The 22,340-nt window shown below is 69.3% G+C and carries 21 protein-coding genes and 2 pseudogenes; 18 read left to right on the top strand and 5 right to left on the bottom strand.

Annotated elements, in window-relative coordinates; all coding sequences use genetic code 11:
• Positions 1-17 precede the first annotated feature (17 nt).
• The gene (locus B1L07_15945; protein ID AUZ56323.1) at positions 18-1,463 is read left to right on the top strand and encodes an MFS transporter; all 1,446 of its coding nucleotides are present in this window, start codon (positions 18-20) and stop codon (positions 1,461-1,463) included.
• A 57-nt stretch (positions 1,464-1,520) separates the two neighbouring features.
• On the opposite strand, the gene B1L07_15940 is transcribed toward B1L07_15945, so the two are convergent.
• Entirely contained in the window at positions 1,521-2,141 is a 621-nt protein-coding gene (locus tag B1L07_15940; protein ID AUZ56322.1) for a thymidine kinase, read from the bottom strand.
• 1,024 nt (positions 2,142-3,165) lie between these two features.
• On the opposite strand from B1L07_15940, the gene B1L07_15935 reads away from it, so the two are divergent.
• The 3 genes from B1L07_15935 (at position 3,166) to B1L07_15925 (ending at position 6,736) form a co-directional block, all read left to right on the top strand.
• The gene (locus B1L07_15935) at positions 3,166-5,115 is read left to right on the top strand and encodes an ATP-dependent DNA helicase Rep (protein AUZ56321.1); all 1,950 of its coding nucleotides are present in this window, start codon (positions 3,166-3,168) and stop codon (positions 5,113-5,115) included.
• Positions 5,116-5,186: 71 nt separating this feature from the next.
• Positions 5,187-5,708, top strand: coding sequence for a hypothetical protein (locus tag B1L07_15930; protein AUZ56320.1), 522 nt, complete (start codon positions 5,187-5,189; stop codon positions 5,706-5,708).
• An 83-nt stretch (positions 5,709-5,791) separates the two neighbouring features.
• Positions 5,792-6,736 carry an IS481 family transposase gene (locus B1L07_15925; protein ID AUZ56319.1) on the top strand — a complete coding sequence of 315 codons (945 nt, stop codon included), beginning with the start codon at positions 5,792-5,794 and terminating at the stop codon, positions 6,734-6,736.
• Between the two features lie 152 nt (positions 6,737-6,888).
• Here B1L07_15925 and B1L07_15920 read toward each other — a convergent pair whose 3' ends face one another.
• Positions 6,889-7,548, bottom strand: a complete 660-nt coding sequence (locus B1L07_15920; protein AUZ56318.1) for a hypothetical protein — start codon at positions 7,546-7,548, stop codon at positions 6,889-6,891.
• A gap of 119 nt (positions 7,549-7,667) precedes the next feature.
• Between B1L07_15920 and B1L07_15915 the strand changes: the two genes are divergently transcribed.
• The 5 genes from B1L07_15915 (at position 7,668) to B1L07_15895 (ending at position 13,393) form a co-directional block, all read left to right on the top strand.
• Positions 7,668-8,570 (top strand): acid phosphatase, encoded by a 903-nt coding sequence (locus tag B1L07_15915; GenBank protein AUZ56317.1) that lies wholly within the window; start codon positions 7,668-7,670, stop codon positions 8,568-8,570.
• Positions 8,567-9,286: an orotidine 5'-phosphate decarboxylase gene (locus B1L07_15910; protein AUZ56316.1), complete on the top strand. Its 720-nt coding sequence runs from the start codon at positions 8,567-8,569 to the stop codon at positions 9,284-9,286. Before B1L07_15915 ends, B1L07_15910 begins: the two co-directional genes overlap by 4 nt.
• Positions 9,287-9,543: 257 nt before the next feature.
• Positions 9,544-10,521, top strand: coding sequence for a hypothetical protein (locus B1L07_15905; protein AUZ56315.1), 978 nt, complete (start codon positions 9,544-9,546; stop codon positions 10,519-10,521).
• Entirely contained in the window at positions 10,521-13,133 is a 2,613-nt protein-coding gene (locus B1L07_15900) for a glycerol-3-phosphate 1-O-acyltransferase (GenBank protein ID AUZ56314.1), read from the top strand. The genes B1L07_15905 and B1L07_15900 overlap by 1 nt, the downstream gene beginning before the upstream one ends.
• Positions 13,134-13,195: 62 nt before the next feature.
• Positions 13,196-13,393 (top strand): hypothetical protein, encoded by a 198-nt coding sequence (locus tag B1L07_15895; protein AUZ56313.1) that lies wholly within the window; start codon positions 13,196-13,198, stop codon positions 13,391-13,393.
• 25 nt (positions 13,394-13,418) lie between these two features.
• Here the strand turns inward: B1L07_15895 and B1L07_15890 are convergent, their stop codons facing one another.
• Positions 13,419-13,613 carry a hypothetical protein gene (locus B1L07_15890; protein AUZ56312.1) on the bottom strand — a complete coding sequence of 65 codons (195 nt, stop codon included), beginning with the start codon at positions 13,611-13,613 and terminating at the stop codon, positions 13,419-13,421.
• 165 nt (positions 13,614-13,778) lie between these two features.
• Here B1L07_15890 and B1L07_15885 point away from each other — a divergent pair, with 165 nt between their 5' ends.
• From B1L07_15885 to B1L07_15865, 5 genes are all read left to right on the top strand, one after another.
• Positions 13,779-14,039, top strand: coding sequence for a hypothetical protein (locus B1L07_15885; GenBank protein ID AUZ56311.1), 261 nt, complete (start codon positions 13,779-13,781; stop codon positions 14,037-14,039).
• 26 nt (positions 14,040-14,065) lie between these two features.
• A complete protein-coding gene (locus B1L07_15880) occupies positions 14,066-14,926 on the top strand; it encodes a hypothetical protein (protein AUZ56310.1) in 861 nt (286 codons plus the stop codon).
• A gap of 57 nt (positions 14,927-14,983) precedes the next feature.
• Complete coding sequence (locus tag B1L07_15875) at positions 14,984-15,925, top strand: tRNA 2-thiocytidine(32) synthetase TtcA (GenBank protein AUZ56309.1); 942 nt, start codon at positions 14,984-14,986, stop codon at positions 15,923-15,925.
• Positions 15,926-16,019: 94 nt separating this feature from the next.
• The gene (locus B1L07_15870; protein ID AUZ56308.1) at positions 16,020-16,928 is read left to right on the top strand and encodes a recombination-associated protein RdgC; all 909 of its coding nucleotides are present in this window, start codon (positions 16,020-16,022) and stop codon (positions 16,926-16,928) included.
• Between the two features lie 52 nt (positions 16,929-16,980).
• A complete protein-coding gene (locus tag B1L07_15865; protein ID AUZ56307.1) occupies positions 16,981-17,769 on the top strand; it encodes a hypothetical protein in 789 nt (262 codons plus the stop codon).
• A gap of 41 nt (positions 17,770-17,810) precedes the next feature.
• On the opposite strand, the gene B1L07_15860 is transcribed toward B1L07_15865, so the two are convergent.
• Positions 17,811-18,668, bottom strand: a complete 858-nt coding sequence (locus tag B1L07_15860; protein AUZ56306.1) for an alpha/beta hydrolase — start codon at positions 18,666-18,668, stop codon at positions 17,811-17,813.
• Positions 18,665-19,627 (bottom strand): ferrochelatase, encoded by a 963-nt coding sequence (locus B1L07_15855; GenBank protein ID AUZ56305.1) that lies wholly within the window; start codon positions 19,625-19,627, stop codon positions 18,665-18,667. Before B1L07_15855 ends, B1L07_15860 begins: the two co-directional genes overlap by 4 nt.
• Positions 19,628-19,931: 304 nt before the next feature.
• On the opposite strand from B1L07_15855, the pseudogene B1L07_15850 reads away from it, so the two are divergent.
• The 4 genes and pseudogenes from B1L07_15850 to B1L07_15835 all read left to right on the top strand — a co-directional run bounded on the left by B1L07_15850 (position 19,932) and on the right by B1L07_15835 (position 22,338).
• Positions 19,932-20,830 (top strand): annotated as a pseudogene (locus B1L07_15850) (ligand-binding protein SH3).
• 75 nt (positions 20,831-20,905) lie between these two features.
• On the top strand, positions 20,906-21,133 hold the full coding sequence (gene tatA, locus B1L07_15845; GenBank protein AUZ56304.1) for a Sec-independent protein translocase TatA: 228 nt from the start codon (positions 20,906-20,908) through the stop codon (positions 21,131-21,133).
• Between the two features lie 16 nt (positions 21,134-21,149).
• Positions 21,150-21,584 carry a twin arginine-targeting protein translocase TatB gene (locus B1L07_15840; GenBank protein AUZ56303.1) on the top strand — a complete coding sequence of 145 codons (435 nt, stop codon included), beginning with the start codon at positions 21,150-21,152 and terminating at the stop codon, positions 21,582-21,584.
• Positions 21,581-22,338: pseudogene (locus tag B1L07_15835) on the top strand (twin arginine-targeting protein translocase TatC). The gene B1L07_15840 and the pseudogene B1L07_15835 overlap by 4 nt, the downstream one beginning before the upstream one ends.
• The last annotated feature ends 2 nt before the right edge of the window (positions 22,339-22,340 follow it).

Here is a 22,340-nt window from a genome sequence, read left to right as displayed (position 1 = left end):
AACGAGATCGGGATGCCATGACGCAGAAAACCCGCTGGTCGCAGTTCGGTGTGCTCATCACGGTGTTTTTTTTCTGGGGCTTCGTCGCCGCCAGCAACGACATCCTGATCCCGGTCTTCCAGAAGGCCTTCAACCTCAGCCACGCGCAGAGCCAGCTGGTGTCGTTCGCGTTCTACATCGCCTACACGGTCGGCTCGCTGGTCTATTTCGGCGTCTCCCGGCTCGCCGGCCAGGACCTGCTCAGCCGCATCGGCTACCGCAACGGCATCTGCCTGGGCCTGCTGGTGTCGGCGCTGGGCACGCTGCTGTTCTATCCGGCGGCCAACAGCGGCTCGTTCGTGCTGATGCTGTCGGGCCTGTTCATCGTCGGCCTGGGGTTCTCGCTGCAGCAGATCGCGGCCAACCCGCTGGCCATCGTGATGGGCAATCCGGCCACCGGCGCGCAGCGCCTGACCCTGGCCGGCGGGGTCAACAACTTCGGCACCACCATCGGCCCGCTGCTGGTCAGCGTGGCGATCTTCGGCAGCGTGGCCAGCGGCAACACCGAAGCCAGCATCGAGAGCGTCAAGATGCCCTACCTGGTGCTGGGCGCGGCCTTCGTGCTGGTGGCGCTGTTCCTGAAGTTCTCCTCGGTGCCCAACCATATCGACCTGGAGGGCGTCGCCCGCAGCGAGGCGCAGGACACCGCCAGCCTGGCGCACCGGTCCTCGGCGTTCGCCTACCCGCAGCTGCTGCTGGGCATGCTCGCGATCTTCCTCTACGTCGGGGTGGAGGTGTCCACCGGCGCGCACCTGCCGGCCTACATGCGCGAGCACCTGGGCGTGGACACGGCCGCGGTCGCGCCCTACGTGTCGCTGTACTGGGCCAGCCTGATGATCGGCCGCTGGACCGGCGCCGCCGGCGCGTTCGAGATTGGCGGCGGCGCCAGGCGCATGCTGACCCTGGTCCTGCCGTTCGTCGCCTTCGGTGTGTTCCTGGCGGTGAACGCGGCGCTGCGCCACGAGGTGGCGCAGTTCTACGGCTATGCCGGGGTGATCGTGGTGATGATCGCCGCCACCCTGCTCAGCCGCGGCAACCCGGCGCGGATGCTGCTGTACTTCGCCTTGTGCGGCATCGCCGCGCTGCTGGTGGGCATGGCCAGCGACGGCCGCACCAGCGCCATGGCCTTCATCAGCTCGGGCCTGTTCTGCAGCACCATGTGGCCGTGCGTGTTCGCACTGGCCATCGCCGGGCTCGGCCGCCACACCAACCAGGGCAGCAGCCTGCTGGTGATGATGATCATGGGCGGCGCGCTGGTGCCGCTGCTGCAGGGCGTGCTGGCCGACACCGCCGGCATCCACATGAGCTTCTGGGTGGGCGTGGCGTGCTTCGCCTACCTGGCGTTCTACGCGCTGCGCTCGGCCGCGATCCTGCGCCGCCAGGGCATCGACCTGGACCGGCTGGCCGCCGAAGGCGGGCATTGAGCCCGCCGCTGGCCCGCCGCCGCGCCGGCCGCGGATGCCGGCGCCACGGCCGTGCGGTCACAGGGGCAGCGGCGCCTGCATCGGTTCGATCCGGCCCTCGCCGCGGGTGATCTTCTTGAACTCGGCGCGGCTGACCGACACGTAGCGGTCGTTGCCACCGATCTCCACCTGCGGCCCGTCCTGCACCGCAAAGCCGTTCCCGTCCACGCGCACGGTCATGGTTGCCTTCTTGCCGCTGTGGCAGATGGTCTTGATCTCCTGCATCTCGTCGGCCCACGCCAGCAGGTACTGGCTGCCCTCGAACAGCTCGCCGCGGAAATCGGTGCGCAGGCCGTAGCACAGCACCGGGATGCGCAGCTGGTCCACCACCTCGCTCAGTTGCCACACCTGCGCCTTGGTCAGGAACTGCGCCTCGTCCACCAGCACGCAGCCCAGCCGCCCGTGCGCGGCGATGTCGCCTTCGACCAGGCGCTGCAGGTCGGTGTCGTGGTCGAAAGCGGTGGCCTCGGCCTGCAGACCGATCCGCGAGGCGACCACGCCGTGGCCGGCGCGGTGGTCCAGGCGCGGGGTCAGGATCGCCACGCGCATGCCGCGTTCGCGGTAGTTGTGCGCCGATTGCAGCAAAGTGGTGGTCTTCCCGGCGTTCATCGCCGAGTAGTAGAAGTAGAGCTTGGCCATGGGGCATTTTAGCCGGGCGCGTGGTCCAGGCGCGCACCGGTATCGAGGGGCTCCCCCAAGGGCACCGGTTACCCGGAAACCGAGCTCAGCTCATGCCGACGGCTGCCGAAACCCGGGCGCGCAAGACGCAGGCGATTACGGCCTGTCCATGACCGGTCGGCCGACCCTGACCTGGGAGAAAAGTGTGGGACCAACACGCTCCTTCCAGTCCATGTCCTGTTGTCGAAAGTATTGCTGGGGTTGCCAGAGCGAAGAGTGATAGAACTTGCCGCCCGGAATACGTGTCGATGGGACGGCCGCCGCATCGTGAGAGGCCGATGGAGCCCCGCTTCCACCTTCCAGCAGAGGCCCCACGATGGTCACGTTGCCCCCGAAACCCGTGCGGCTTCCGGTCACTTCGCGCATGCCTCGCCGCAGCACCCTCGCCAGCTTCGGCCTGGCGACTTCGTCCCCGTAGCGTGTATATATCGAAGAGCCGGACGCCAGAGCCTGAGAGCGTTCTGCCGCAGTCAGGTTGGCCCAGTATTTTTCACGAAGCACTACGAGTTCCGGATAGCCCCGTTCGGCGGCCATATCCATCCATACGTAGGCCGTGGCGGGATCGCGGTGAAGTCCAAACCGGCCTTCCAGGTAGGCCTCGGCGATGATGGCCTGTGAGGGCTTGTCGGAATAGCTTGCTGCACGCAGAAGCGCCTTCATCCCCCTCTCGTGGTGGCCGCGTCCCAGAAGGTCCATGCCGAAATTCCGATACAGGATGTCCGGGTGGGACGACAGGAGCCCCGCAGCTACAAGATCCTGGTCGAATTCCTGTGGCACGCCCGACGACTGTGCGGTTGCGGCGCTGGTGGGTAAAACAGCGATACAGACGGCTGCAAGTAGCAACACCCCTACATTCCCTATTCTGCGCATACAGCCTCCGGATCCTTGGCTGTGGCGGAGCGTAGCACATGGATTCTCGCTAGAATCCATAACGATATCCCCCCATACCCATGCTGGACTCCCTCAATCCCCCCAACGCGCGGCGGTGCTGCACACCCAAGGCCCCCTGTTGGTGCTGGCCGGCGCCGGCAGCGGCAAGACCCGGGTGATCGTGGAGAAGATCGCCCACCTGATCGGCAGTGGCCGCTACAGCGCCCGCCGCATCGCCGCGATCACCTTCACCAACAAGTCGGCCAAGGAAATGCGCGAGCGCGTGGCCAAGCGCCTGCACGGTGGGCAGGCCGAGGACGTGACCATCTGCACGTTCCACGCGCTGGGGCTGAAGTTCCTGCAGATCGAACACGCCGCGGTGGGGCTGAAGCGCGGGTTCTCGATCTTCGATGCCGACGATGCGGCCGCCCAGGTCAAGGACCTGCTCGGCGGCGGCAATGCCAAGCCCGACGACATCGAGGACATGAAGAACCTGATTTCGCGGGCCAAGAACAGCGGCCTGTCGCCGGAACAGGCGATGGCCGCCGCGCGCAGCAACCGCGAGAAGGACGCAGCGATGGTCTACGCGCTGTACCAGGCGCGGCTGACCGCCTTCAACGCGGTCGATTTCGACGACCTGATCCGGTTGCCGGTGCAGGTGCTGGAAGAGAACCCGGACATCGCCCTGGCCTGGCGCGAACGCATCGGCTACCTGCTGGTGGACGAGTGCCAGGACACCAACGATGCCCAGTACCGGCTGCTCAAGCAGCTGGCCGGCCCGGCCGGCAACTTCACCTGCGTGGGCGACGACGACCAGTCGATCTACGCCTGGCGTGGCGCCAACCCCGAGAACCTGCAGAACATGGCGGTGGAATACCCGTCGCTGCAGATCATCAAGCTCGAACAGAACTACCGTTGTTCCAACCGCGTGCTGCGCGCGGCCAACGCGCTGATCGCGCACAACCCGCACGAGCACCTGAAGACGCTGTGGTCCGACCAGGCCGACGGCGAGCGCATCCGCGTGTGGGAATGCCGCAACAGCGAGCACGAAGCGGAAAAGGTGGCCGCCGAGATCCAGTTCATTGCCACCAGCCGGCGCGCGCCCTGGAGCGATTTCTGCATCCTGTTCCGCGGCAACTTCCAGAGCCGGCCACTGGAAAAGGCGCTGCAGATGGTCGGGGTGCCCTACCACCTGACCGGCGGCACCGTGTTCCTGGAACGGCAGGAAGTGAAGGACACCCTGGCCTGGCTGCGGCTGCTGGTGAACCCCGACGACGACACCGCGTTCATGCGCGCGGTACAGGCGCCCAAGCGCGACGTCGGCGCCGGTACCCTGGCCAAGCTGGCGGAGCTGGCATCGGACAAGGGCATGTCGATGGCGCAGGCCGCCGAGGCGATGGGCGCGCTGGCGCAGTTGCCGCCGCGCGCGGCCAACAGCCTGAGCCGCTTCACCGACATCCTGCGCGCGCTGCGCATGGACATGCGGCAGATGTCCTCCGGCGACCTGGTGCGGCGCGTGGCCAAGGATTCGGGCCTGCTGGCCGAGCTGCGCCACCAGGCCAAGGACACCGCCGGCTACGAGCGCCGCGCCGCCAACCTCGAGGAGCTGGCCTCGTGGTTCGAGAACGGCCCGCGTGGCGCCAGTGCCGCGGACATGGCCGCGCAGCTGGCGCTGATCTCGCGCAGCGACAAGGACGACGGCGGCAACCAGGTGCGGATGATGACCCTGCACGCCTCCAAGGGCCTGGAGTTCCCGTATGTGTTCATCGTCGGCTGCGAGGACGGCGTGCTGCCGCACCAGGTCAGCCTCGACGAGGGCAACCTGCAGGAAGAGCGGCGCCTGCTGTACGTGGGCATCACCCGCGCCAAGATCCAGCTGTGGATGAGCTACAGCCGCCTGACCCGCAAGTTCGGCGAGCACGTGCGGCTCAAGCCCAGCCGCTTCTTCGACGAGCTGCCGGCGGCCGAGATCCAGCGCGACGGCGCCGACCCGGTGGCCGACGCCGCGCACAAGAAGGAACGCGCGCAGGCCGGGCTGGCGGCGATCCAGGCGCTGTTCGACTAGCCGCCGGCGGGCGCTTGCGCCCACGCCTGCGTGGAGCGACCCTGCATGCAACGACCGCGGCGGGCTAGGCAATGCTGATAGAAACCGAACGACTGCGCCTGCGCCTGCTGCGCGACGACGACGGCGATGCCGCGGCGATGCTGGAGCTGCTCAACGAGCCGGGCTTCCACCGCTACATCGGCGACCGCGGGGTGCGGACCCTGGAACAGGCGCGGGACTGCATCCGCAACGGGCCGATGGTGAGCTACGAACGGCACGGCTACGGCATGTACGCGGTCGAGCGGCGCAGCGACGGCGCCTGGCTGGGCAATGCCGGGCTGGTGCACCGCGCCGCGCTGCCGCATGCCGATCTCGGCTACGCCCTGCTCGCGCGGCATACCGGCCAGGGCTATGCGCTGGAGGCGGCGCGGGCGGTGCTGGGCCATGCACGCGCTGTGCTGCGGCTGGGGGCGCTGTGCGCGATCGTGACGCCGGGCAACGCGCGGTCGGTCGCATTGCTGGAAAAGCTTGGATTCCAGGCCAACGGCAGCGTGCGCCTGCCCGGCAAGGACGAGGACCTGCTGCTGTTCCTCAACACGCCGGCGACGGGCTAGCTGTGATCTCTCAGTAGGTTGTTCATCCGGGGCATCGCTGGAAGATGGGGGTTACGAAGCCAACCAGCCCCCAGGAGCCCCGGATGAACCTGCATAAACATGCCCGTTTGAGCCCACGCGGTCGAGCCCTGCTTGTGGACCGCATCCTGGTACAGGGCCTGCGCATCGAAGAGGCCGCCCACGCGGCCGGCGTGAGCGTACGCACGGCCTATAAGTGGCTCAAGCGCTACCGGGAGGAGGGTCCGGGTGGTTTGACGGACCGCAGCTCCCGACCGCATTCCAGTCCCCACGCCCTATCCCCGGTGATCGTGGCGCAGGTGCTGGAGCAGCGCCGCTCACGCCAGACCTATCGCCAGATCGCCCAGCGCCTGTCCGTGGCGCCAAGCACCATCGCCCGGGTGCTGCGCCGCGCCGGCCTGCATCGGCTGGCCGAACTGGAACCGGCGCTGCCGCACAACCGCTACGAATACGCCCTACCGGGCCAACTGCTGCATCTGGATATCAAGAAGCTGGGGCGGATCGGCTCCCCCGGCCACCGTGTCACCGGCGACCGGTCGCGCCGGCACCGGGGCATCGGCTGGGAATACGTCCACCTGGCCATCGACGATCACTCGCGCGTGGCCTTCGCCTCCATCGAGCCGGACGAGCGCGGGACCAGTGCCTGCAAGGCCCTGATCCGTACGGTGCGCTACTACCGCAGCCTGGGCGTGTGCTTCGAGCGGGTGTTGACCGACAATGGCACCTGCTACAGGTCGCGCCGCTTCCAGCGCCTGGTCCGTCGGCTCGGCCTGCGCCACCTGCGCACGCGTCCCTATACGCCCCGCACCAACGGCAAGGCCGAACGTCTGGTGCAGACCAGCCTGCGCGAATGGGCCTATGCCCGCGCCTATGACAACTCCGGGCAGCGCGCCGATGCCCTCCATGGCTGGTTGCACCACTACAACTGGCACCGCCCTCACGCCAGTCTTGGCTACAAACCACCCATCTCCCGCATACCACTGAACAACCTGCTGGGTTTACACACCTAGGCCGCGCCGCACCTGGGACGTGCCCGGGCGGCGGGGCGCGCCTGCCGGAGGCATGGCCGCGGCATGCATCGCGGCGCGGCGGTGGGCCTTGGCCGCTGGCGGGGCGTCCACGGTGATGCCCCCTGCGGGGCAAGCCCCGCAGCTACGTTGGCTCAATCGTCCAGCCGGGACTGCAGCTGTGCCAGCTGCTCCTGCAGCGCCGCCACGGTGGCTTCGAGCTGCGCCACGCGGTCTTCCAGCGCGCCGTTGCCCGCGGCCGCGCCCGCGGGTGCGCGGAACTGCGCCGCCAGCGCGTCCACGTCCACCGGGCCGCCGAGCAGGTGCATGTAGCGGTCCTCGCGCTGGCCGGCCGCGCGTGGCAGCTGCACCGCCAGCCCCCGCTGGATCAGGCGCCCGAGCTGGTGGCGCAGGTCCTCGGCGTCGGCGAACTTCGCCATCCGCTCGCTGCGCGTGGCCAGCTCGCCGGCGGTCTGCGGGCCGCGCAGCAACAGCAGGCCCAGCAGCGCGACCTGCTGCCGTGGCAGGTCCAGCTTGCCGCCAAGCAGGTGTTCATAGCGTTCGGCGCGCGCGGAGAAATGCTGGCGCGCCAGGCCCATCGCTTCCAGCTGGCGCAGGGCGTGCTGCACGGTACCCGCATCCAGGTTCATCACCGGGTCGCGCGCGGTCTTCTGGTTGGCCGCGGTCTGGGCGGCGTTGACGGTCAGCGGGTAGGTCTCGGGCGTGGTCGCTTCCTTCTCGACCAGGCAGCCGAGCACGCGCATCTGCGCGGCGTCGAGCACGGGTACGGGCAAGGGGGCAGGGGTGTCGGTCATCGTGTCGGCATCCGGTCGCGCGAGGGGGCGCAAGCATAGCCGAGGGCGCGTCGCCGACGCCGGGCGGGTGGCGAGCCGGTAAACTTGCCGGGTTTTCGTTCTGTCCGGTAGCCGTGCCCATGTCCCGAATCCGCCACTCCCTCCTGCTCGCTGGCGCGCTGCTGTCGCTGGCCGCGTGCAGCACGTCCCGGCCCCTGGTCCACGGCGAGCCCGCCGTCCCGGCGCCGCTGGCGGCCGCCAGCGATGGCCCCAATGACAACCTGAACGCGGTGCTGTGGGTGCAGCGCTCGCAGGAATACCGCGCCAACGCCCTGCAGACCTGGCGTGCCGCCGCCGCGCAGCTGGACCGCGCGCTCGCCGACCCGTCCTGGACCGCGCTGCTGCCGCAGGAAGGCGGCAGCCAGCAGTCGCCCGGGCTGAAGCCGGCGGTGGTGGTGGACGTGGACGAAACCGTGCTGGACAACTCGCCCTACCAGGCGCGGCTGGTGCGCAACGGCGGCAGCTACGACGACGTCAGCTGGGACGCCTGGGTGTCCGAAGGCAAGGCCGGCGCGGTGCCGGGCGCGGTCGAGTTCGCGCAGGCCGCGGCGGCCAAGGGCGTGACCATGATCTACGTCACCAACCGCACCGAGCACATGAAGGACGTCACCCTGGCCAACCTGCGCCGGCTGGGCTTCCCGGTGGCCGGCGACGACGTCTACCTGGGCCTGGACAAGTACGTGGCCGGCTGCGAGCAGGAAGGCAGCGAGAAGGCCTGCCGCCGCCAGCTGGTGGCGCGGCAGTACCGGGTGCTGATGCAGTTCGGCGACCAGCTCAGCGACTTCGCCGCGATCGGGGTCAACACCCAGGCCGGCCGCGATGCGCTGCTGCAGGCCCACCAGGGCTGGTTCGGGCAGCGCTGGTGGATGCTGTCCAATCCCACCTATGGCGGCTGGGAGCCGGCGCAGTTCAACAATGCCTGGTCGTTGCCCGAAGCCGAGCGCCGCGCCGCCAAGCGCGCCGCGCTGGAGCTGGCCCAATGAGCCGCGGGCCGATGCCGCTGCGCACCGACGAGCGCCTGATCTTCGCGCTGGACGTGCCTGGGCGCGCCGAGGCCATCGACTGGGTCGAGCGGCTGGGCGATGCGGTGTCGTTCTACAAGATCGGCATGGAACTGCTGGCTTCGGGCGAGTACTTCGCCGTGCTGGACGAACTGGCCAGGCGCGACAAGCGCGTGTTCGTGGACCTGAAGTTCTTCGATATCCCGGCCACCGTCGCCGGCGTCATCCGGCGGCTGTCGCAGTGGCCGGTGAGCTACTGCACGATCCACGGCTGGCATCCGGCGATGATGCAGGCTGCCGCCGCGGCCAACACCTCGGACATGCGGCTGCTGGCGGTGACCGTGCTGACCTCGATGGGCCGCCCCGACCTGGCGCAGATGGGCATCGACCGCGAGCCGGTGGACGTGGTGGTGGAACGCGCGCTGGCCGCGCAGCGCGCCGGCATCGACGGCGTGATCGCCTCCGGCCAGGAGGCCGCGCCGATCCGCGCCGCCACCGGCCGTGGTTTCTCCATCGTCTGCCCGGGCATCCGTCCCGGCGGCCCGGTGGGTGACGACCAGCAGCGCACCGTCGGCGTGGACCAGGCGTTCGCCGATGGCGCCGACGCCATCGTCGTCGGCCGGCCGATCCGGCTGGCGCCGGATCCGCGCGCCGCAGCCCAGGCCATGCAGCGCGAGATTGCGGATTTCTTCAATTGAAAATCAATGAGTTAAGTATTGATTTATGAAGTGTTGCATTAACTGAAGCGGGCGCGTAGGCTGTGCCCCGTCCCGGCCCTGCCGGTGATGTGTCACATGTCCCCGGCTCCGCCGGCTTGAGGAGGTTCGCCACCGGCAACGGGGCGGCCTCTTTTTTTTGCCTGCAACCCGGGCGGCGCCGGTTTCGCGTCCGCGCTTGCCGCTGTCACCGTGCAGGCCGCAAGATGCGACGGCCCCGGGGGAGGACCAACGACGCCATGCCACGCCGTTCATCTCGCAGCCGTTCGCGTCTGGTCCTGCTCTCCCTGTGCGCCGTGGCGGTCCTCGCCGCCGGGTGCCGGCGCACGCCCGAGCCCTTGCCGGGTGCGGCCACTGAGCCGGCAGCGGCCGTGCGCCAGCTGGTCCAGCACCTGCACGACAACGACCTGGCCGGCTATGCCCGCGCGGCGGTGCCGCCGGCGCAGTACGCGGAGCTGGAGGCGGCCTGGGCCCAGGGCCACAGCCGCTGGCCGCTGGACCAGTTGCCCCTGCACGACAAACTGCCGGCGCTGCTGGCCACGCTGTCCGCGCCCGATGCCGAAACCCGGCTGCAGCGCGCGTTCAAGGCGCAGATCGCCGGGCAGGCCGCCGGCGTGCGCCAGGCCGCGCACTCGCTGGGCCTGTTCGGCGAGCAGTACATCAGCCACCAGGGCGACTACAGCGACGACGAGCGCGCCCACTACGTGCAGCTGGTCAAGGCGCTCAGCGCCTGGGCCCAGGCCGCGCCGCTGTCCGATCCCAAACTGGCCCGCTCGACCATCACCACCCTGACCACCGCCGCGCGCGCCACCGGCCTGGACAGCGACGCCGCGCTGCAGGCGGCGGGCATGACCGGCAGCCTGCAGCGGCTGTCACCGTTCGCCGCGGCCAGCAAACAGGTGCTGGCCAGTTACGGGTTGTCGCTGGACGACAGCGTGGCGCAGATGCGCACCGGCCTGGCCAGCCAGGACGGCGACCATGCCGTGGTCCACGTGCAGTACCCGCTGGCCGGCCACGACATCGACCTGCAGGTGGCACTGCAGCGCCGGGAGGGCCACTGGTACCTGGCCCGCACCCTGGCCGAAGTGGACGCGGTACTGGCGGCCGCGCGTGCCGCCGCGCCGCCACCGGCGGACACCGTGTCCCCCGGGGCCGGCACCGCCGCCGACGCGGATGCCCACGCCGGGAACAGCCGGGCGGCGGCAGCTACGCCATAATGTCGCCGATGTCGAAACAGAATCCAGGGCCCGACCAGGGCGAACTCCTGCCGCCGGGCGACACCAGCGCCGCGGCCGCCTCCCCCCTGCCGGCCACGGCCGGCCGACCGCCCGTACGCCCGGGCCGGCGCCCGCTGTGGGCGCGCCTGCTGGGCCGCCTGATCGAGCCGTGGCTCGGCCTGAAGATCGAGCCCGAGCAACTGCAGCACGACCCGGCGCAGCCGGTGGTCTACGTGCTGGAGGACTACGGACTGTCCAACGCGCTGATCCTGGACAAGGCCTGCCGCGACGCCGGGCTGCCGTCGCCGCTGGTGCCGCTGGCCGGCGACCCGACCGGGCGCAAGCGCGCCTACGTCGCGCTGTCGCGGCGCTCCAGCAACAACGCGCTGATCCCCGAGCAGCGCGGCGCCCGCACCCACTCCGACTCGCTGGCGCGGCTGCTGCAGGCGCACCGCGCCAACCCGGCGCTGGACGTGCAGCTGGTGCCGGTGTCGATCTTCGTCGGCCGCGCGCCGGACAAGCAGAGCGGCTGGTTCGCGGTGCTGTTCTCGGAGAACTGGGCGCTGGTCGGCCGCTTCCGCCGCCTGCTGGCGGTGCTGCTCAACGGCCGCGACAGCATCGTGCGCTTCGCCGCGCCGATTTCGCTGCGCGAGACCGTGGAAGAGGGGCTGGAGCCCGAACGCACCGTGCGCAAGCTGCAGCGCGTGCTGCGCGCGCACTTCCGCCGCATCCGTGAATCGATCATCGGCCCGGACCTGTCCACCCGCCGCCTGCTGGTGGACAAGGTGCTGGAAGCCGAGCCGGTGCGCGAGGCCATCACCGCCCAGGCCAAGCGCGACAACTCCCGGCCGGCCGATGCCTGGAAGAAGGCGCAGGGCTATGCCTGGGAGATCGCCGCCGACTATTCCAGCCCGGTGGTGCGCTCGGCCAGTTTCATGCTGACCCACGTCTGGAACCGCATCTACGCCGGCGTGCTGGTCCACCACCTGGACAAGTTCAAGGAAGCCGCGCCCGGGCACGAAGTGATCTACGTGCCCAGCCACCGCAGCCACATGGACTACCTGCTGCTGAGCTACCTGCTGTACGACCGCGGCATCGTGCCGCCGCACATCGTGGCCGGCATCAACCTCAACCTGCCGGTGGTCGGCACGCTGCTGCGCAAGGGCGGCGCGTTCTTCATCCGCCGCAGCATCCGCGGCAACGCGCTGTACTCGGCGGTGCTGAGCGAATACGTGGCGCAGCTGGTGGCCGGTGGCTATTCGATCGAGTACTTCGTCGAGGGCGGGCGCTCGCGTACCGGGCGCCTGCTGCAGCCCAAGGGCGGCATGATCTCGATGACCCTGCGCGCGTTCCTGCGGCAGCCGCGCAAGCCGGTGCTGTTCCAGCCCATCTACATCGGCTACGAGAAGCTGATGGAGGGCAACAGCTACCTGGACGAGCTGTCCGGGCGGCCGAAGGAAAAGGAGTCGATCTGGGCGCTGCTGTGGGGCATCCCCAAGGTGCTCAAGCAGAATTACGGCCAGGTGGTGGTCAACTTCGGTGAGCCGATCGCGCTGAACGACGTGCTGGCCGAGAAGGCGCCGGAATGGGATGGCCAGCCGGTGTCCGAGGACGAGAAGCCGTCGTGGCTGTCGAGCACGGTCGATACCCTGGCCGAGCAGATCCAGGTGCGCATCAACGGCGCCGCCGACGTCAACCCGATCAACCTGTTGGCGCTGGCGCTGCTGTCCACGCCCAAGCACGCCATGGGCGAGGCCGACCTGATCGCGCAGATCGAGCTGTGCAAGAAGCTGCTGGTGGAGCTGCCGTATTCGGACCGGGTGACGGTCACCCCGCATTCGCCCGAGCGCATCATCGCCCACGCCGAGGAGATCAACGTCCTCACCCGGGTCAAGCACCCGCTGGGCGACGTGCTCAGCGTCAGCGGCGATACCGCGGTGCTGCTGAGCTATTTCCGCAACAACGTGCTGCACCTGTTCACCGCGTCCTCGTGGGTGGCCTGCTGTTTCCAGAACAACCGCCGCATGAGCCGCGCCGGCCTGCTGCGGCTGGGCCGCGGGCTGTACCCGTTCCTGCAGCAGGAGCTGTTCCTGCCGTGGACCGAGGACGAATTCGCCGCGCGCATCGAGCAGACCATCAACGTGTTCGTGCGCGAAGGCCTGCTGCAGCAGGTGGGCGAGGACGAGGGCGGTATGCTCGCGCGCAGCACCGGCCAGACCGATGAAGTATTCCGCCTGCGCGCCATCGGCCACTCGCTGCAACAGGCGTTCGAGCGCTATTACATCGCCATCTCGGTGCTGGTGAAGAACGGCCCCGGCGTGCTCGGCGCGGCCGAACTGGAGAGCCTGTGCCAGCAGGCCGCGCAGCGCCTGAGCCTGCTCTACGCTCCGGCCGCGCCGGAGTTCTTCGACAAAACCCTGTTCCGCGGTTTCATCCAGAAGATGCGCGAGCTGCGCCTGGTGTGGCCGGACGAGAACAGCAAGCTGCTGTTCGACGAGCGCCTGGACGCCTGGGCCAAGGACGCCAAGTTCATCCTCGGCCGCGAACTGCGCCACACCATCGAGCGGGTGAGCCCGGAGGCGGTGAAGCCGGAGGAACCGGCGGCGGGCTGAAGATTCCCCTGCACCGGGCAGTGGAAGGAGACGGCAATGCGGCCATCGGATTTTTTTTGGGGGTGGCGATCGCCAGCGTGTTCGCCGCGCTGCACGCCCTGCGCCCGCCGCGTGATGTTTCCGCCTTGCCCGACCCGTCGGACGCGGTGAAGGCGCTGCTGCGCAGCGGGAACAGGATCGCCGCGATCCGGGCCTACCGCCGGCAAAGCGGTGCATCGCTGCTGGAAGCGAAGCGGGTCATCGCCCGCCACGCGGCCTGAGTGGCGGGCGTGGCGGCGCTGCGGTTCAGGCCGGCTCGTCGGGAATCAGCATGCTTTCCAGGCGGGCGATGCAGTCCTTGAGCTGCAGCCTGCGCTTCTTCAGCCGCTTCGCGTCCAGTTCGTCATCCGGGTTGGCGGCGAGCCTGCCGATACGTTCGTCCAGGCTGCGGTGCTCGGCCCGCAGTTCGGCGATGCGCTGGCTGATCTCGGCGGGCGGCATGAGGGAGTTCACGGCGCAAGCATACCCCCAAGAGGAGTGACGGCCGGCCATGGCAGGCGGACGCTCAAAGCCGTAGAGTCGTCGCAGCGGGTGGGGACCCGCACGCACCGTACCGGAGAATGATCGATGAGATCCGCCGTTTCCTGTCCATTCTGGGCAGGTGTATTGTTGGTGTTGACCACGAATGCGGTGCAAGCCGCGGAGCCTGCCGGCTTCTATGTCGAACATGCCCAGGTCCTGGGCGGTCTTCAGCGGCATGTGGTCGTACTGAACGAGGAGCTGCGCACGCAATTGCCGTATGGAAGCTCCGTCCACGACCCGTATCTCACCCAGCAGCTCGCCCAGAATGCGGTCGCCAATACACTGAGCACGGTGCCCGGGGCCTCAATGGGGCAGATGATGGCGGCAGGCGCAGCGGGGGGCTGATTGCCGGTGCCATCATCGCTGCCGCCATGAAGGAGGAAGCGAAGTCGCTGGTCGAGCCGGCGCACCTGAGCCTGCAGGAGGCCGGCTGCCGCCTGCCCGGTGGCCAGGCGCTCGCGAGCGCGGTGAGCGAGAGCATGGCTGCCGCGCCGTGGGCCCGGGGCGTCTCCCCGCAGCACGTGGTGCTCAGCGGGAACAGCGACATCGATGACGTGGTCGATACGAAGACCAGCCGCCACGTACTGTCGGCAGCCTATAGCATGGCGCCGGACTTCTCGACGGTGATCACATCGTTGAAGGTGGACACCTACGCTCCCGGTATCGGTGACGCTGATCGCAAATGGGCCTCCCGTCCGGCGCGAACGGACCGGCTCATCGTGTTCTCCGACCAGGTGTCGCTTGCACCGAAGACCCCGGAAGACATCGAAAAGGCCTTGGCCCGGGAGCACGAGCGACATGCCAGTGGTCCGGCCAGGGAGCTGATCGCCAAGGCGAATGCGGGTGACATACAGGCCCGCAAAGCGGTCGTTCCGCTGATCAAGGATCATGAAAAACGGCTGCGCGAGGCGAAGCTGGCCGACTGGACCCCCGCCAACGCCGCGGTCATGCGCAGCCGGATGTGGTCATCCGATGGTTGCCGCACGCTGGCCGACGCACTGCAGGCCAACAATGCCGAACTTGGCAGGTTGCTCGCTGACCTGTACGCCGGTCGCCTGCCGGTGGCTGCAGAAGTGGATCCGCGCGATGCGCAGGTCGACACGATGGCGCCGCTGCCGGACGAAGAGCCCGGCATCCGCAAGACGCTGTCGCTGCCGGGCAATCTGTATCTGTCGCGGCGCGGTGGCGACCATGCTCCGCTGGCCCACCTGTACACCTGGTACAAGCCCTGAGCGGTGGTTGATCGAGCGGCCACGTGGATCGGCGAATAAGGTGTTGTCCAGCCGAACATGCCGTCCACACGACCTTACAATAGGGGAATGAGTGCCGTCATTCCCCTTCCCGATCCCGCCCCGCGCGCCCGCGATCCACGCGTGGCCGAACGCGAACACCACAAGCTCGGCAAGCGCCTGCGCCGCCAGGTCGGCCAGGCCATCGCCGACTTCGGCATGATCGAGGCCGGCGACAAGGTCATGGTCTGTCTGTCCGGCGGCAAGGACAGCTACACCCTGCTGGACATCCTGCTGCAGCTGCAGAAGAAGGCGCCGGTGCCGTTCGAGCTGGTGGCGGTGAACCTGGACCAGAAGCAGCCCGGATTCCCCGAGCATGTGTTGCCGGAGTACCTGGCCGGCATCGGCGTGCCTTACCACATCATCGAGCAGGACACCTATTCGGTGGTCAGCCGGGTGATCCCGGAAGGCAAGACCATGTGTTCGCTGTGCTCGCGCATGCGCCGCGGCTCGCTGTACAGCTACGCCGAGGCCAACGGTTTCACCAAGATCGCGCTGGGCCACCACCGCGACGACATGGTGGCCACGTTCTTCATGAACCTGTTCCACCACGCCAAGATCTCCGGCATGCCGCCCAAGCTGCGCAGCGACGACGGCAAGCACGTGGTGATCCGCCCGCTGGCCTACGTGCGCGAGAGCGACATCATCGATTACGCGGCGGCGCGCCGGTTCCCGATCATCCCGTGCAACCTGTGCGGCAGCCAGGAGAACCTGCAGCGCAAGCAGGTCGGGCTGATGATGCAGCAGTGGGAAAAGGACCACCCCGGCCGCATCGAGCAGATCGCACGCGCGCTGGGCGACATCCGCCCCTCGCAGATGGCCGATCCCAACCTGTTCGATTTCATGGCGCTGGGCCGCCGCGACGACGCGCCGCTGCCCGATGCGCACGCATGGCTGGCCGGCGGCGACAAGCAGGCCGCGCTTCCGCAGGAAGAGGACTGAGGCGGCGCGGCCGTCATGATTCATGCGCCGCGTCGCGGCGCTTTTTCCGGGCGGGAGGATTCCTTCCGCCGATCACGCATTTCGCAGGACATCCATGTTCTTCAAGAATCTCACCCTGTTCCGCTTCCCCACCTCGGTTGATTTCTCCGAGGTCGATACCCTGCTGCCGCACGTCGCGCTCAAGCCGGTCGGTGCGCTGGAAATGAGTTCGCGCGGCTTCATCTCGCCGTTCGGGCGCGAAGAGAAGGAGCAGTTCTCGCACCGCATCGGCGATGCGCTGTGGCTCACCGTCGGCGGCGAGGAGAAGATCCTGCCCGGCGCGGTGGTCAACGACCTGCTGGCGCGGAAGCTGGAGGAGATCGAGGAGAAGGAAGGGCGCAAGCCCGGCGGCCGCGAGCGCAAGCGGCTCAAGGACGACCTGCTGCACGAGCTGCTGCCGCGCGCCTTCGTCAAGAGCTCGCGCACCGACGCCTTCCTCGACCTGCAGCATGGCTACGTCGCGGTGGACAGTTCCAGCCGCAAGACCGGCGAGAACGTGATGAGCGACATCCGCGGCATGCTCGGCAGTTTCCCGGCGATGCCGCTGAACGCCGAGGTCGCGCCGCGCGCGATCCTGACCGCGTGGATCGCCGGCGAGCCCCTGCCCGACGGCCTGAGCCTGGGCGAAGAGTGCGAGATGAAGGACCCGGTGGAAGGCGGCGCGGTGGTCAAGTGCCAGCACCAGGAACTGCGCTGCGACGAGATCGACAAGCACCTGGACGCCGGCAAGCAGGTCACCAAGCTGGCGCTGGTGTTCGAGGACAACCTGTCCTTCGTGCTCGGCGACGACCTGATCGTGCGCAAGCTCAAGTTCCTCGACGGCGCCCTGGACCAGCTCGAACACATCGACGAGGAAGGCCGCCGCGCCGAACTCGACGCCCGGTTCGCACTGCAGAGCGGCGAGATCCGGCGCCTGTTCCTGCTGCTGGAGCAGGCGTTCAAGCTGAGCAAGGCCGACAGCTGAACGGGCGATCCGCCGACCGTCCCGGCGGCCGCCCAGGGACTATGCTGGAGCGATGACCACCCTGTTCCGCCGCCTGGCCGCCGCCGCCGCGCCCGTCATCCAGCGCGACACCGTGCGGCTGCGCCTGGACGATGCCGAGATTGACGTGCTGCGCGTGCGCGACCCGCGTGCGCGGCGGCTCAAGCTCAGCGTCGATGAACGCGGCGCGAGGCTGACCCTGCCGCTGCGCGCCAGCCTGGCGTCCGGGGAGCGCTTCCTGCAGGCCAACCGGCAGTGGCTGCAGCAGCAGCTGGCGCGGTTCGATGGCGAGGGCCTGCTGGCGCCGCCGCTGGCATTGCGCGAGCCCGGCGTGCTGCCGCTGCGCGGGGAATTGCTGCCGATGTGCTGGCAGGAAGGCCGTTTCACCCGGATCGATGTGGATGCCGGAGGCGCCTGCATCCAGCTGCCGGCGCGGGCCGGCGACGCTTCGCTGCGGCGCGTGCTGCGCGAGTTCTACGAGGCGCGGATGCGCGCCGACGTCGGCCGCTGGCTGCCCGCTTACCTGCCGGGGCTGCCACGCGCGCCTGCGCGGGTGCGGCTGAAGGTGATGTCCTCGCAGTGGGGCTCGCTGGCGCCGGACGGTTCGATGGCGCTGGACCTGGCGCTGGCGCTGGCGCGGCCGGCGGCGTTCGAGTACGTGCTGGTCCACGAGTTGTGCCACCTGCTGCAGGCCAACCATTCGCCGGCCTTCTGGGCCGAGGTGGAGGCGCGTTTCCCGCACTGGCGGCACGAACGCGACTACCTGCGCGAGGAAGGCCGCCGGCTCAAGGCGACCCTGCGGCAGTTGCTGCGCGGCGCCTGACGCAGCCGCCCGGCTCGCATCCGCGCGCGGTCGCCGCGGTCTCAGCCGCCGGGAATCGTCCCGAGGAAATCGCGGATCACCGCCGCCACCGCTTCGGGCTGGTCCATGTGCAGGTGGTGGTGCCCGGGCAGCGTATGCAGGCGGCCATGCGCCAGCAATGCCGCGCGCTGGCTGCGCTCGGGCTCGGGAAAGTAGGGTTGCGCCGGCGTGGCGTAGATCACCTGCGCCGGGCATTGGATCGCGCCCAGCACGTCGCGCACCTGCTCTTCGGTCATGCGCACCGCGGTGGGCAGCATCAGCCGCGGGTCGCTGCGCCAGCTCCAGCCCCCGGCGACCGGGCGCACGCCGCGTTCAACCAGCAGCCGCGCCGAAGCCTCGTCCAGCTGGTTGGCCAGCATGCGCGCGCGCACCGGCGCGGCGATATCGGCAAACACGCGCAACTGCTTGTCGCTGAACGCGGCCAGTGCCGCCACGTGCGCGCGCAGGCGTTCGACGGTCTGCGAGGCGGGTGCGGCAAGGCCGCCCAGCGCCTCGATGGCGACCAGCGCCTGCGTCCGCCGTGGCGCCACCGCCGCCACCAGGCTGGCGATCGCCGCACCCATCGAGTGGCCCAGCAGCACGCAGCGCTCCCAGCCCAGCGCGTCCATGATCGCCAGTACCTGCACGATCGCCTGCGGCGTGGTGTACGCCGCGTCGGCAGGCAGAGGGTCGCTCAGGCCGTGGCCGGGCAGGTCCACCAGCGCCCAGTCCAGCGCCGGCAGCCGCGTCGCCAGCGGGACGAAGCTGGCGGCGTTGTCGAGCCAGCCGTGCAGTGCCAGCACCGGCGTGCCGCCGCGGGTGCCGGCGCGGAGCCCGGCCACGCGCAGGCCGCCGGCGTCCAGTTCGAACGGCGAGGTCATGCGCCCTGGGCGACGGCCAGCGCGGCCAGCGCGCGGGCATGTGCGGGAGCGTCGTTCAGGCAGGGGATGTAACGCATGGTGGCGCCGCGCTCGGCGACGGTGGCGGTGAAACCCATCGCCACTTCCTCCAGCGTTTCCAGGCAGTCGGTGGCGAAACCCGGGCAGACCACGTCCAGCGTCCGCGCGCCGCCCTCGGCCAGCGCCCACAGCGTGGGTTCGGCATAGGGCTGCAGCCAGCGCTCGCGGCCGAAGCGCGACTGGTAGGCCAGCTGCCAGTCGCCGTCGCCCAGTTCCAGCGCCGCGGCGATCGCCCGCGCGCTGGCTTCGCAGCGCTGCGGATACGGGTCGCCAGCGTCCGCCAGCCGCTGCGGGATGCCATGGAAGGAGAACACCAGGCGGTCGCCGCGGCCGTGCGCCTGCCAGTAGTCGCGGATCGAGGCCGCCACCGCCGCCACCCATTGCGGGTCGTCGGCATAGTCGCGGATGGTGTGGACCTGTACGTCGCGGTGGCGGGCCTGCCACTCCTGCACCTTGTCCTCGACCGAGGCCGTGGTGGTGGTCGAATACTGCGGGTACAGCGGCAGCACCACGATGCGCGTGGCACCGGCCGCGGCCAGCGCGTCCAGCGCCGGCTGCAGCGCCGGCTGGCCGTAGCGCATGGCCTCGCGTACCTGCCAGTGCGGCAGTTCGCGGGCGATGTTGGCCACCAGGCGGCGGGTATGCACCGCCAGCGGCGAGCCCTCCGCCATCCACACCTGTGCGTACTTGTGCGCCGAGCGGCCGCCGCGCAGCGGCAGGATCAATCCATACAGCAGCGGCTTCCACAGCAGGGGGGGAATCGAGACCACGCGCCGGTCGCCGAGGAACTCGGCCAGGTAGCGACGTACCGCCGGGGCGGTGGGTGTCTCGGGCGTGCCTAGGTTGACCGCGAGCAGCGCGGTGGTGGGTGCGTCGGACATGCGCGCATTGTGGCTGAAAGCCGGGAACGAGTGGAGAGGGACGAGAGGGCAGAGTAAGGGAAGGGGAGTGGGGAGGCAGGAGTGAGGAGTGAGAGAGAAGCAACGGCCCAAAACCAAGGCTGTCATCCATGACAAAAGGTTGAGTCGTCATCCGCCGTGCAGGCGGGGATCGCTCCTGCTCCTGCCTTTTCTCACTCCTCACTTCTCTTCACTCGCCCTCGTCCATTCCTCGCCCGTTCATCGCCCCGCTTCCAATCTCGACACCTTGCCGTATCTTTCCGTGCATCGACCTGTGGAGTCCGCCATGCGCCGCCTGCCGTACATCGCCCTGCTGCTGTCCGCGAGCCTGTTGTCCGCCACTGCCCTGGCCGGGCCGCAGGAGGACCAGCGCGCCCGCAACGCCGTGCGCGTGCTCGGCGAGATCCAGGAGATCCCGGAGCAGGCCATTCCCGACAAGCTGCTCGACGAGGGCCGCGCGATCATCGTCATCCCCGACACGATCAAGGCCGGGCTGGTCCTCGGCGGCCGCCGCGGGCATGGCCTGATGTCGGTCAAGAATCCCGATGGCAGCTGGTCCAACCCGGTGTTCGTCAAGCTCACCGGCGGCAGCATCGGCTTCCAGGCCGGGGTGCAGTCTTCCGACGTGATCCTGGTGTTCCGCAACAACCGCAGCCTGGACAACATCGTCAACGGCAAGTTCACCCTGGGCGCCGACGCCGGCGTGGCCGCCGGCCCGGTCGGCCGCAGCGCCGCCGCCGCCACCGATGGCCAGCTCAAGGCCGAGATCTGGTCGTGGTCGCGTGCCCGCGGGCTGTTCGCCGGGGTGGCGCTGGATGGCGCGGTGCTGTCCATCGACGATGCCGCTAACCTCGACGCCTACGGCCAGGGCACCACCCGCGGATGATCCTGGAGGGGCGCCTGAATGCGGCGCCTTCGGCCGACGTGGTCGCCTTCCGCGACCGCCTGGAGGAGTCCACCTACGCCGCGCGCGAGAAGCGCGGTACCCAGGGCACCGCCGCGCCGGTGGCGTCGTCGGCGCCGCGCACCCAGCCGGTCGCCGTGTCCGGCAACGCCCCGCAGCAGGGCAGCGAGGCGACCACCCAGCCGCTGCAGCCGGCCACCGCGGAGCCCGCGCCGCAGCAGGGTTTCCAGCCGGTGTCCGAAGGCGAAATCCGCACCGAATCGCTGGACGGCGGCAACTGACCTTCGGCACGGGCGTCCGGCGGGGCCGGGTGCGCTATGCTCACTGGCCTCCACACCGAATAACGCGAGCGGATCATGGGCAGTTTCAGCATCTGGCATTGGTTGATCGTGCTGGTCATCGTCGTGCTGGTGTTCGGCACCAAGCGGCTGACGAGCGGCGCCAAGGATCTGGGCAGCGCGGTCAAGGAATTCAAGAAGGGCATGCGCGATGACGACACCCCGCCGGCGCGCCTGAACGACGAATCGCGCGAGCGCGAATCCAGCCGCGATACGCAGGCCGAGCGCGACCGCGAGACGCGCTGAACCGAAGGTTCCCCGCGTGTTCGATATCGGCTTCAGCGAACTGCTGCTGATCGCGGTGGTGGCGCTGGTGGTTCTGGGCCCCGAACGGCTGCCCAAGGCGGCGCGCTTCGCCGGGCTGTGGGTGCGCCGTGCGCGCAACCAGTGGGATTCGGTCAAGCAGGAGCTCGAGCGCGAACTGCAGGCAGAGGAGCTGCAGCGCAACCTGCGCAGCGTGCGCCAGTCGGTGCAGCAGGCCGAGCGCGACCTGCACGAGGGCGCCACCCGGCTGCGCGGCGACGTCGATGCGCTGCGCGATGAAGTCGATGCCGTTGCCGCGCCCGCGCCGCCCGCCGCCGATGCAGCCGCGGACCCTGCGGCGCAGGCGCTGCCGGCGCCCGACGCCGTGCAGACCCCGGCAGCGGACCTGACCGGAACGACGGGTGCACCGCTGCCGCCGGAGCGCGCGCCATGAGCGAGAACTTCAACGAAAGCCCGCTGATCGAGCACCTGGTGGAACTGCGCGCGCGCCTGGTGCGCGGGCTGCTGGGGCTGGGCGTGGTGCTGCTGGCGCTGTTGCCGTTCGCGCGCACGCTCTACAACCACCTGGCCACGCCGCTGGTGTCGCAGCTGCCGGCCGGGCAGTCGATGATCGCCACCAATCCGGCCGGGGCGTTCTTCGCGCCGCTCAAGCTGACCTTCTTCACCGCCGTGTTCATTGCCGTGCCGTGGCTGCTTTACCAGGCCTGGGCATTCGTCGCGCCGGGCCTGTATGCGCGCGAGAAACGCCTGGCGGTGCCGCTGCTCGCCTCGGCGGTGGCGCTGTTCTACATCGGCTGCGCGTTCGCCTATTTCCTGGTGCTGCCGGCGGTGTTTCATTTCCTGACCACCTTCCGCCCGGAGGTGATCGCCATCACCCGGACGCCAATGCGTACCTGGATTTCGTGCTGGCGATCTTCTTCGCTTTCGGTGCGAGCTTCGAGCTGCCGGTGGCGATGGTGATCCTGGTGCTGCTGGGCTGGGTCACGCCGCAGCAGCTGCGCGAGGGGCGCGGCTACGCCATCGTCGGCATCTTCGTGCTGGCCGCGGTGCTGACCCCGCCGGACGTGGTTTCGCAGCTGATGCTGGCCATCCCGATGTGCGTGCTTTACGAGCTGGGCATCCACGCCGCGCGCTGGCTGCAACCGCGCGACCGTGAAAGGGATGTTCCCCCCAAGGGCGCATCATGAGC

It is taken from the genome of Stenotrophomonas acidaminiphila, from assembly GCA_002951995.1.
Classification (GTDB): domain Bacteria; phylum Pseudomonadota; class Gammaproteobacteria; order Xanthomonadales; family Xanthomonadaceae; genus Stenotrophomonas; species Stenotrophomonas acidaminiphila_A.
This window is presented reverse-complemented; position numbering and strand designations above follow the sequence as displayed.

What these genes read in the sequence shown, in the direction of transcription:
- B1L07_15945 (AUZ56323.1), top strand. Translation starts at nt 18, where the DNA reads ATGACGCAGAAAACCCGCTGGTCGCAGTTCGGTGTGCTCATCACGGTG.
- B1L07_15940 (AUZ56322.1), bottom strand. Translation starts at nt 2,141, where the DNA reads ATGGCCAAGCTCTACTTCTACTACTCGGCGATGAACGCCGGGAAGACC.
- B1L07_15930 (AUZ56320.1), top strand. Translation starts at nt 5,187, where the DNA reads ATGCTGATAGAAACCGAACGACTGCGCCTGCGCCTGCTGCGCGACGAC.
- B1L07_15925 (AUZ56319.1), top strand. Translation starts at nt 5,792, where the DNA reads ATGAACCTGCATAAACATGCCCGTTTGAGCCCACGCGGTCGAGCCCTG.
- B1L07_15920 (AUZ56318.1), bottom strand. Translation starts at nt 7,548, where the DNA reads ATGACCGACACCCCTGCCCCCTTGCCCGTACCCGTGCTCGACGCCGCG.
- B1L07_15915 (AUZ56317.1), top strand. Translation starts at nt 7,668, where the DNA reads ATGTCCCGAATCCGCCACTCCCTCCTGCTCGCTGGCGCGCTGCTGTCG.
- B1L07_15910 (AUZ56316.1), top strand. Translation starts at nt 8,567, where the DNA reads ATGAGCCGCGGGCCGATGCCGCTGCGCACCGACGAGCGCCTGATCTTC.
- B1L07_15905 (AUZ56315.1), top strand. Translation starts at nt 9,544, where the DNA reads ATGCCACGCCGTTCATCTCGCAGCCGTTCGCGTCTGGTCCTGCTCTCC.
- B1L07_15900 (AUZ56314.1), top strand. Translation starts at nt 10,521, where the DNA reads ATGTCGCCGATGTCGAAACAGAATCCAGGGCCCGACCAGGGCGAACTC.
- B1L07_15890 (AUZ56312.1), bottom strand. Translation starts at nt 13,613, where the DNA reads ATGCCGCCCGCCGAGATCAGCCAGCGCATCGCCGAACTGCGGGCCGAG.
- B1L07_15880 (AUZ56310.1), top strand. Translation starts at nt 14,066, where the DNA reads ATGAAGGAGGAAGCGAAGTCGCTGGTCGAGCCGGCGCACCTGAGCCTG.
- B1L07_15875 (AUZ56309.1), top strand. Translation starts at nt 14,984, where the DNA reads ATGCCGTCCACACGACCTTACAATAGGGGAATGAGTGCCGTCATTCCC.
- B1L07_15870 (AUZ56308.1), top strand. Translation starts at nt 16,020, where the DNA reads ATGTTCTTCAAGAATCTCACCCTGTTCCGCTTCCCCACCTCGGTTGAT.
- B1L07_15865 (AUZ56307.1), top strand. Translation starts at nt 16,981, where the DNA reads ATGACCACCCTGTTCCGCCGCCTGGCCGCCGCCGCCGCGCCCGTCATC.
- B1L07_15860 (AUZ56306.1), bottom strand. Translation starts at nt 18,668, where the DNA reads ATGACCTCGCCGTTCGAACTGGACGCCGGCGGCCTGCGCGTGGCCGGG.
- B1L07_15855 (AUZ56305.1), bottom strand. Translation starts at nt 19,627, where the DNA reads ATGTCCGACGCACCCACCACCGCGCTGCTCGCGGTCAACCTAGGCACG.
- tatA (AUZ56304.1), top strand. Translation starts at nt 20,906, where the DNA reads ATGGGCAGTTTCAGCATCTGGCATTGGTTGATCGTGCTGGTCATCGTC.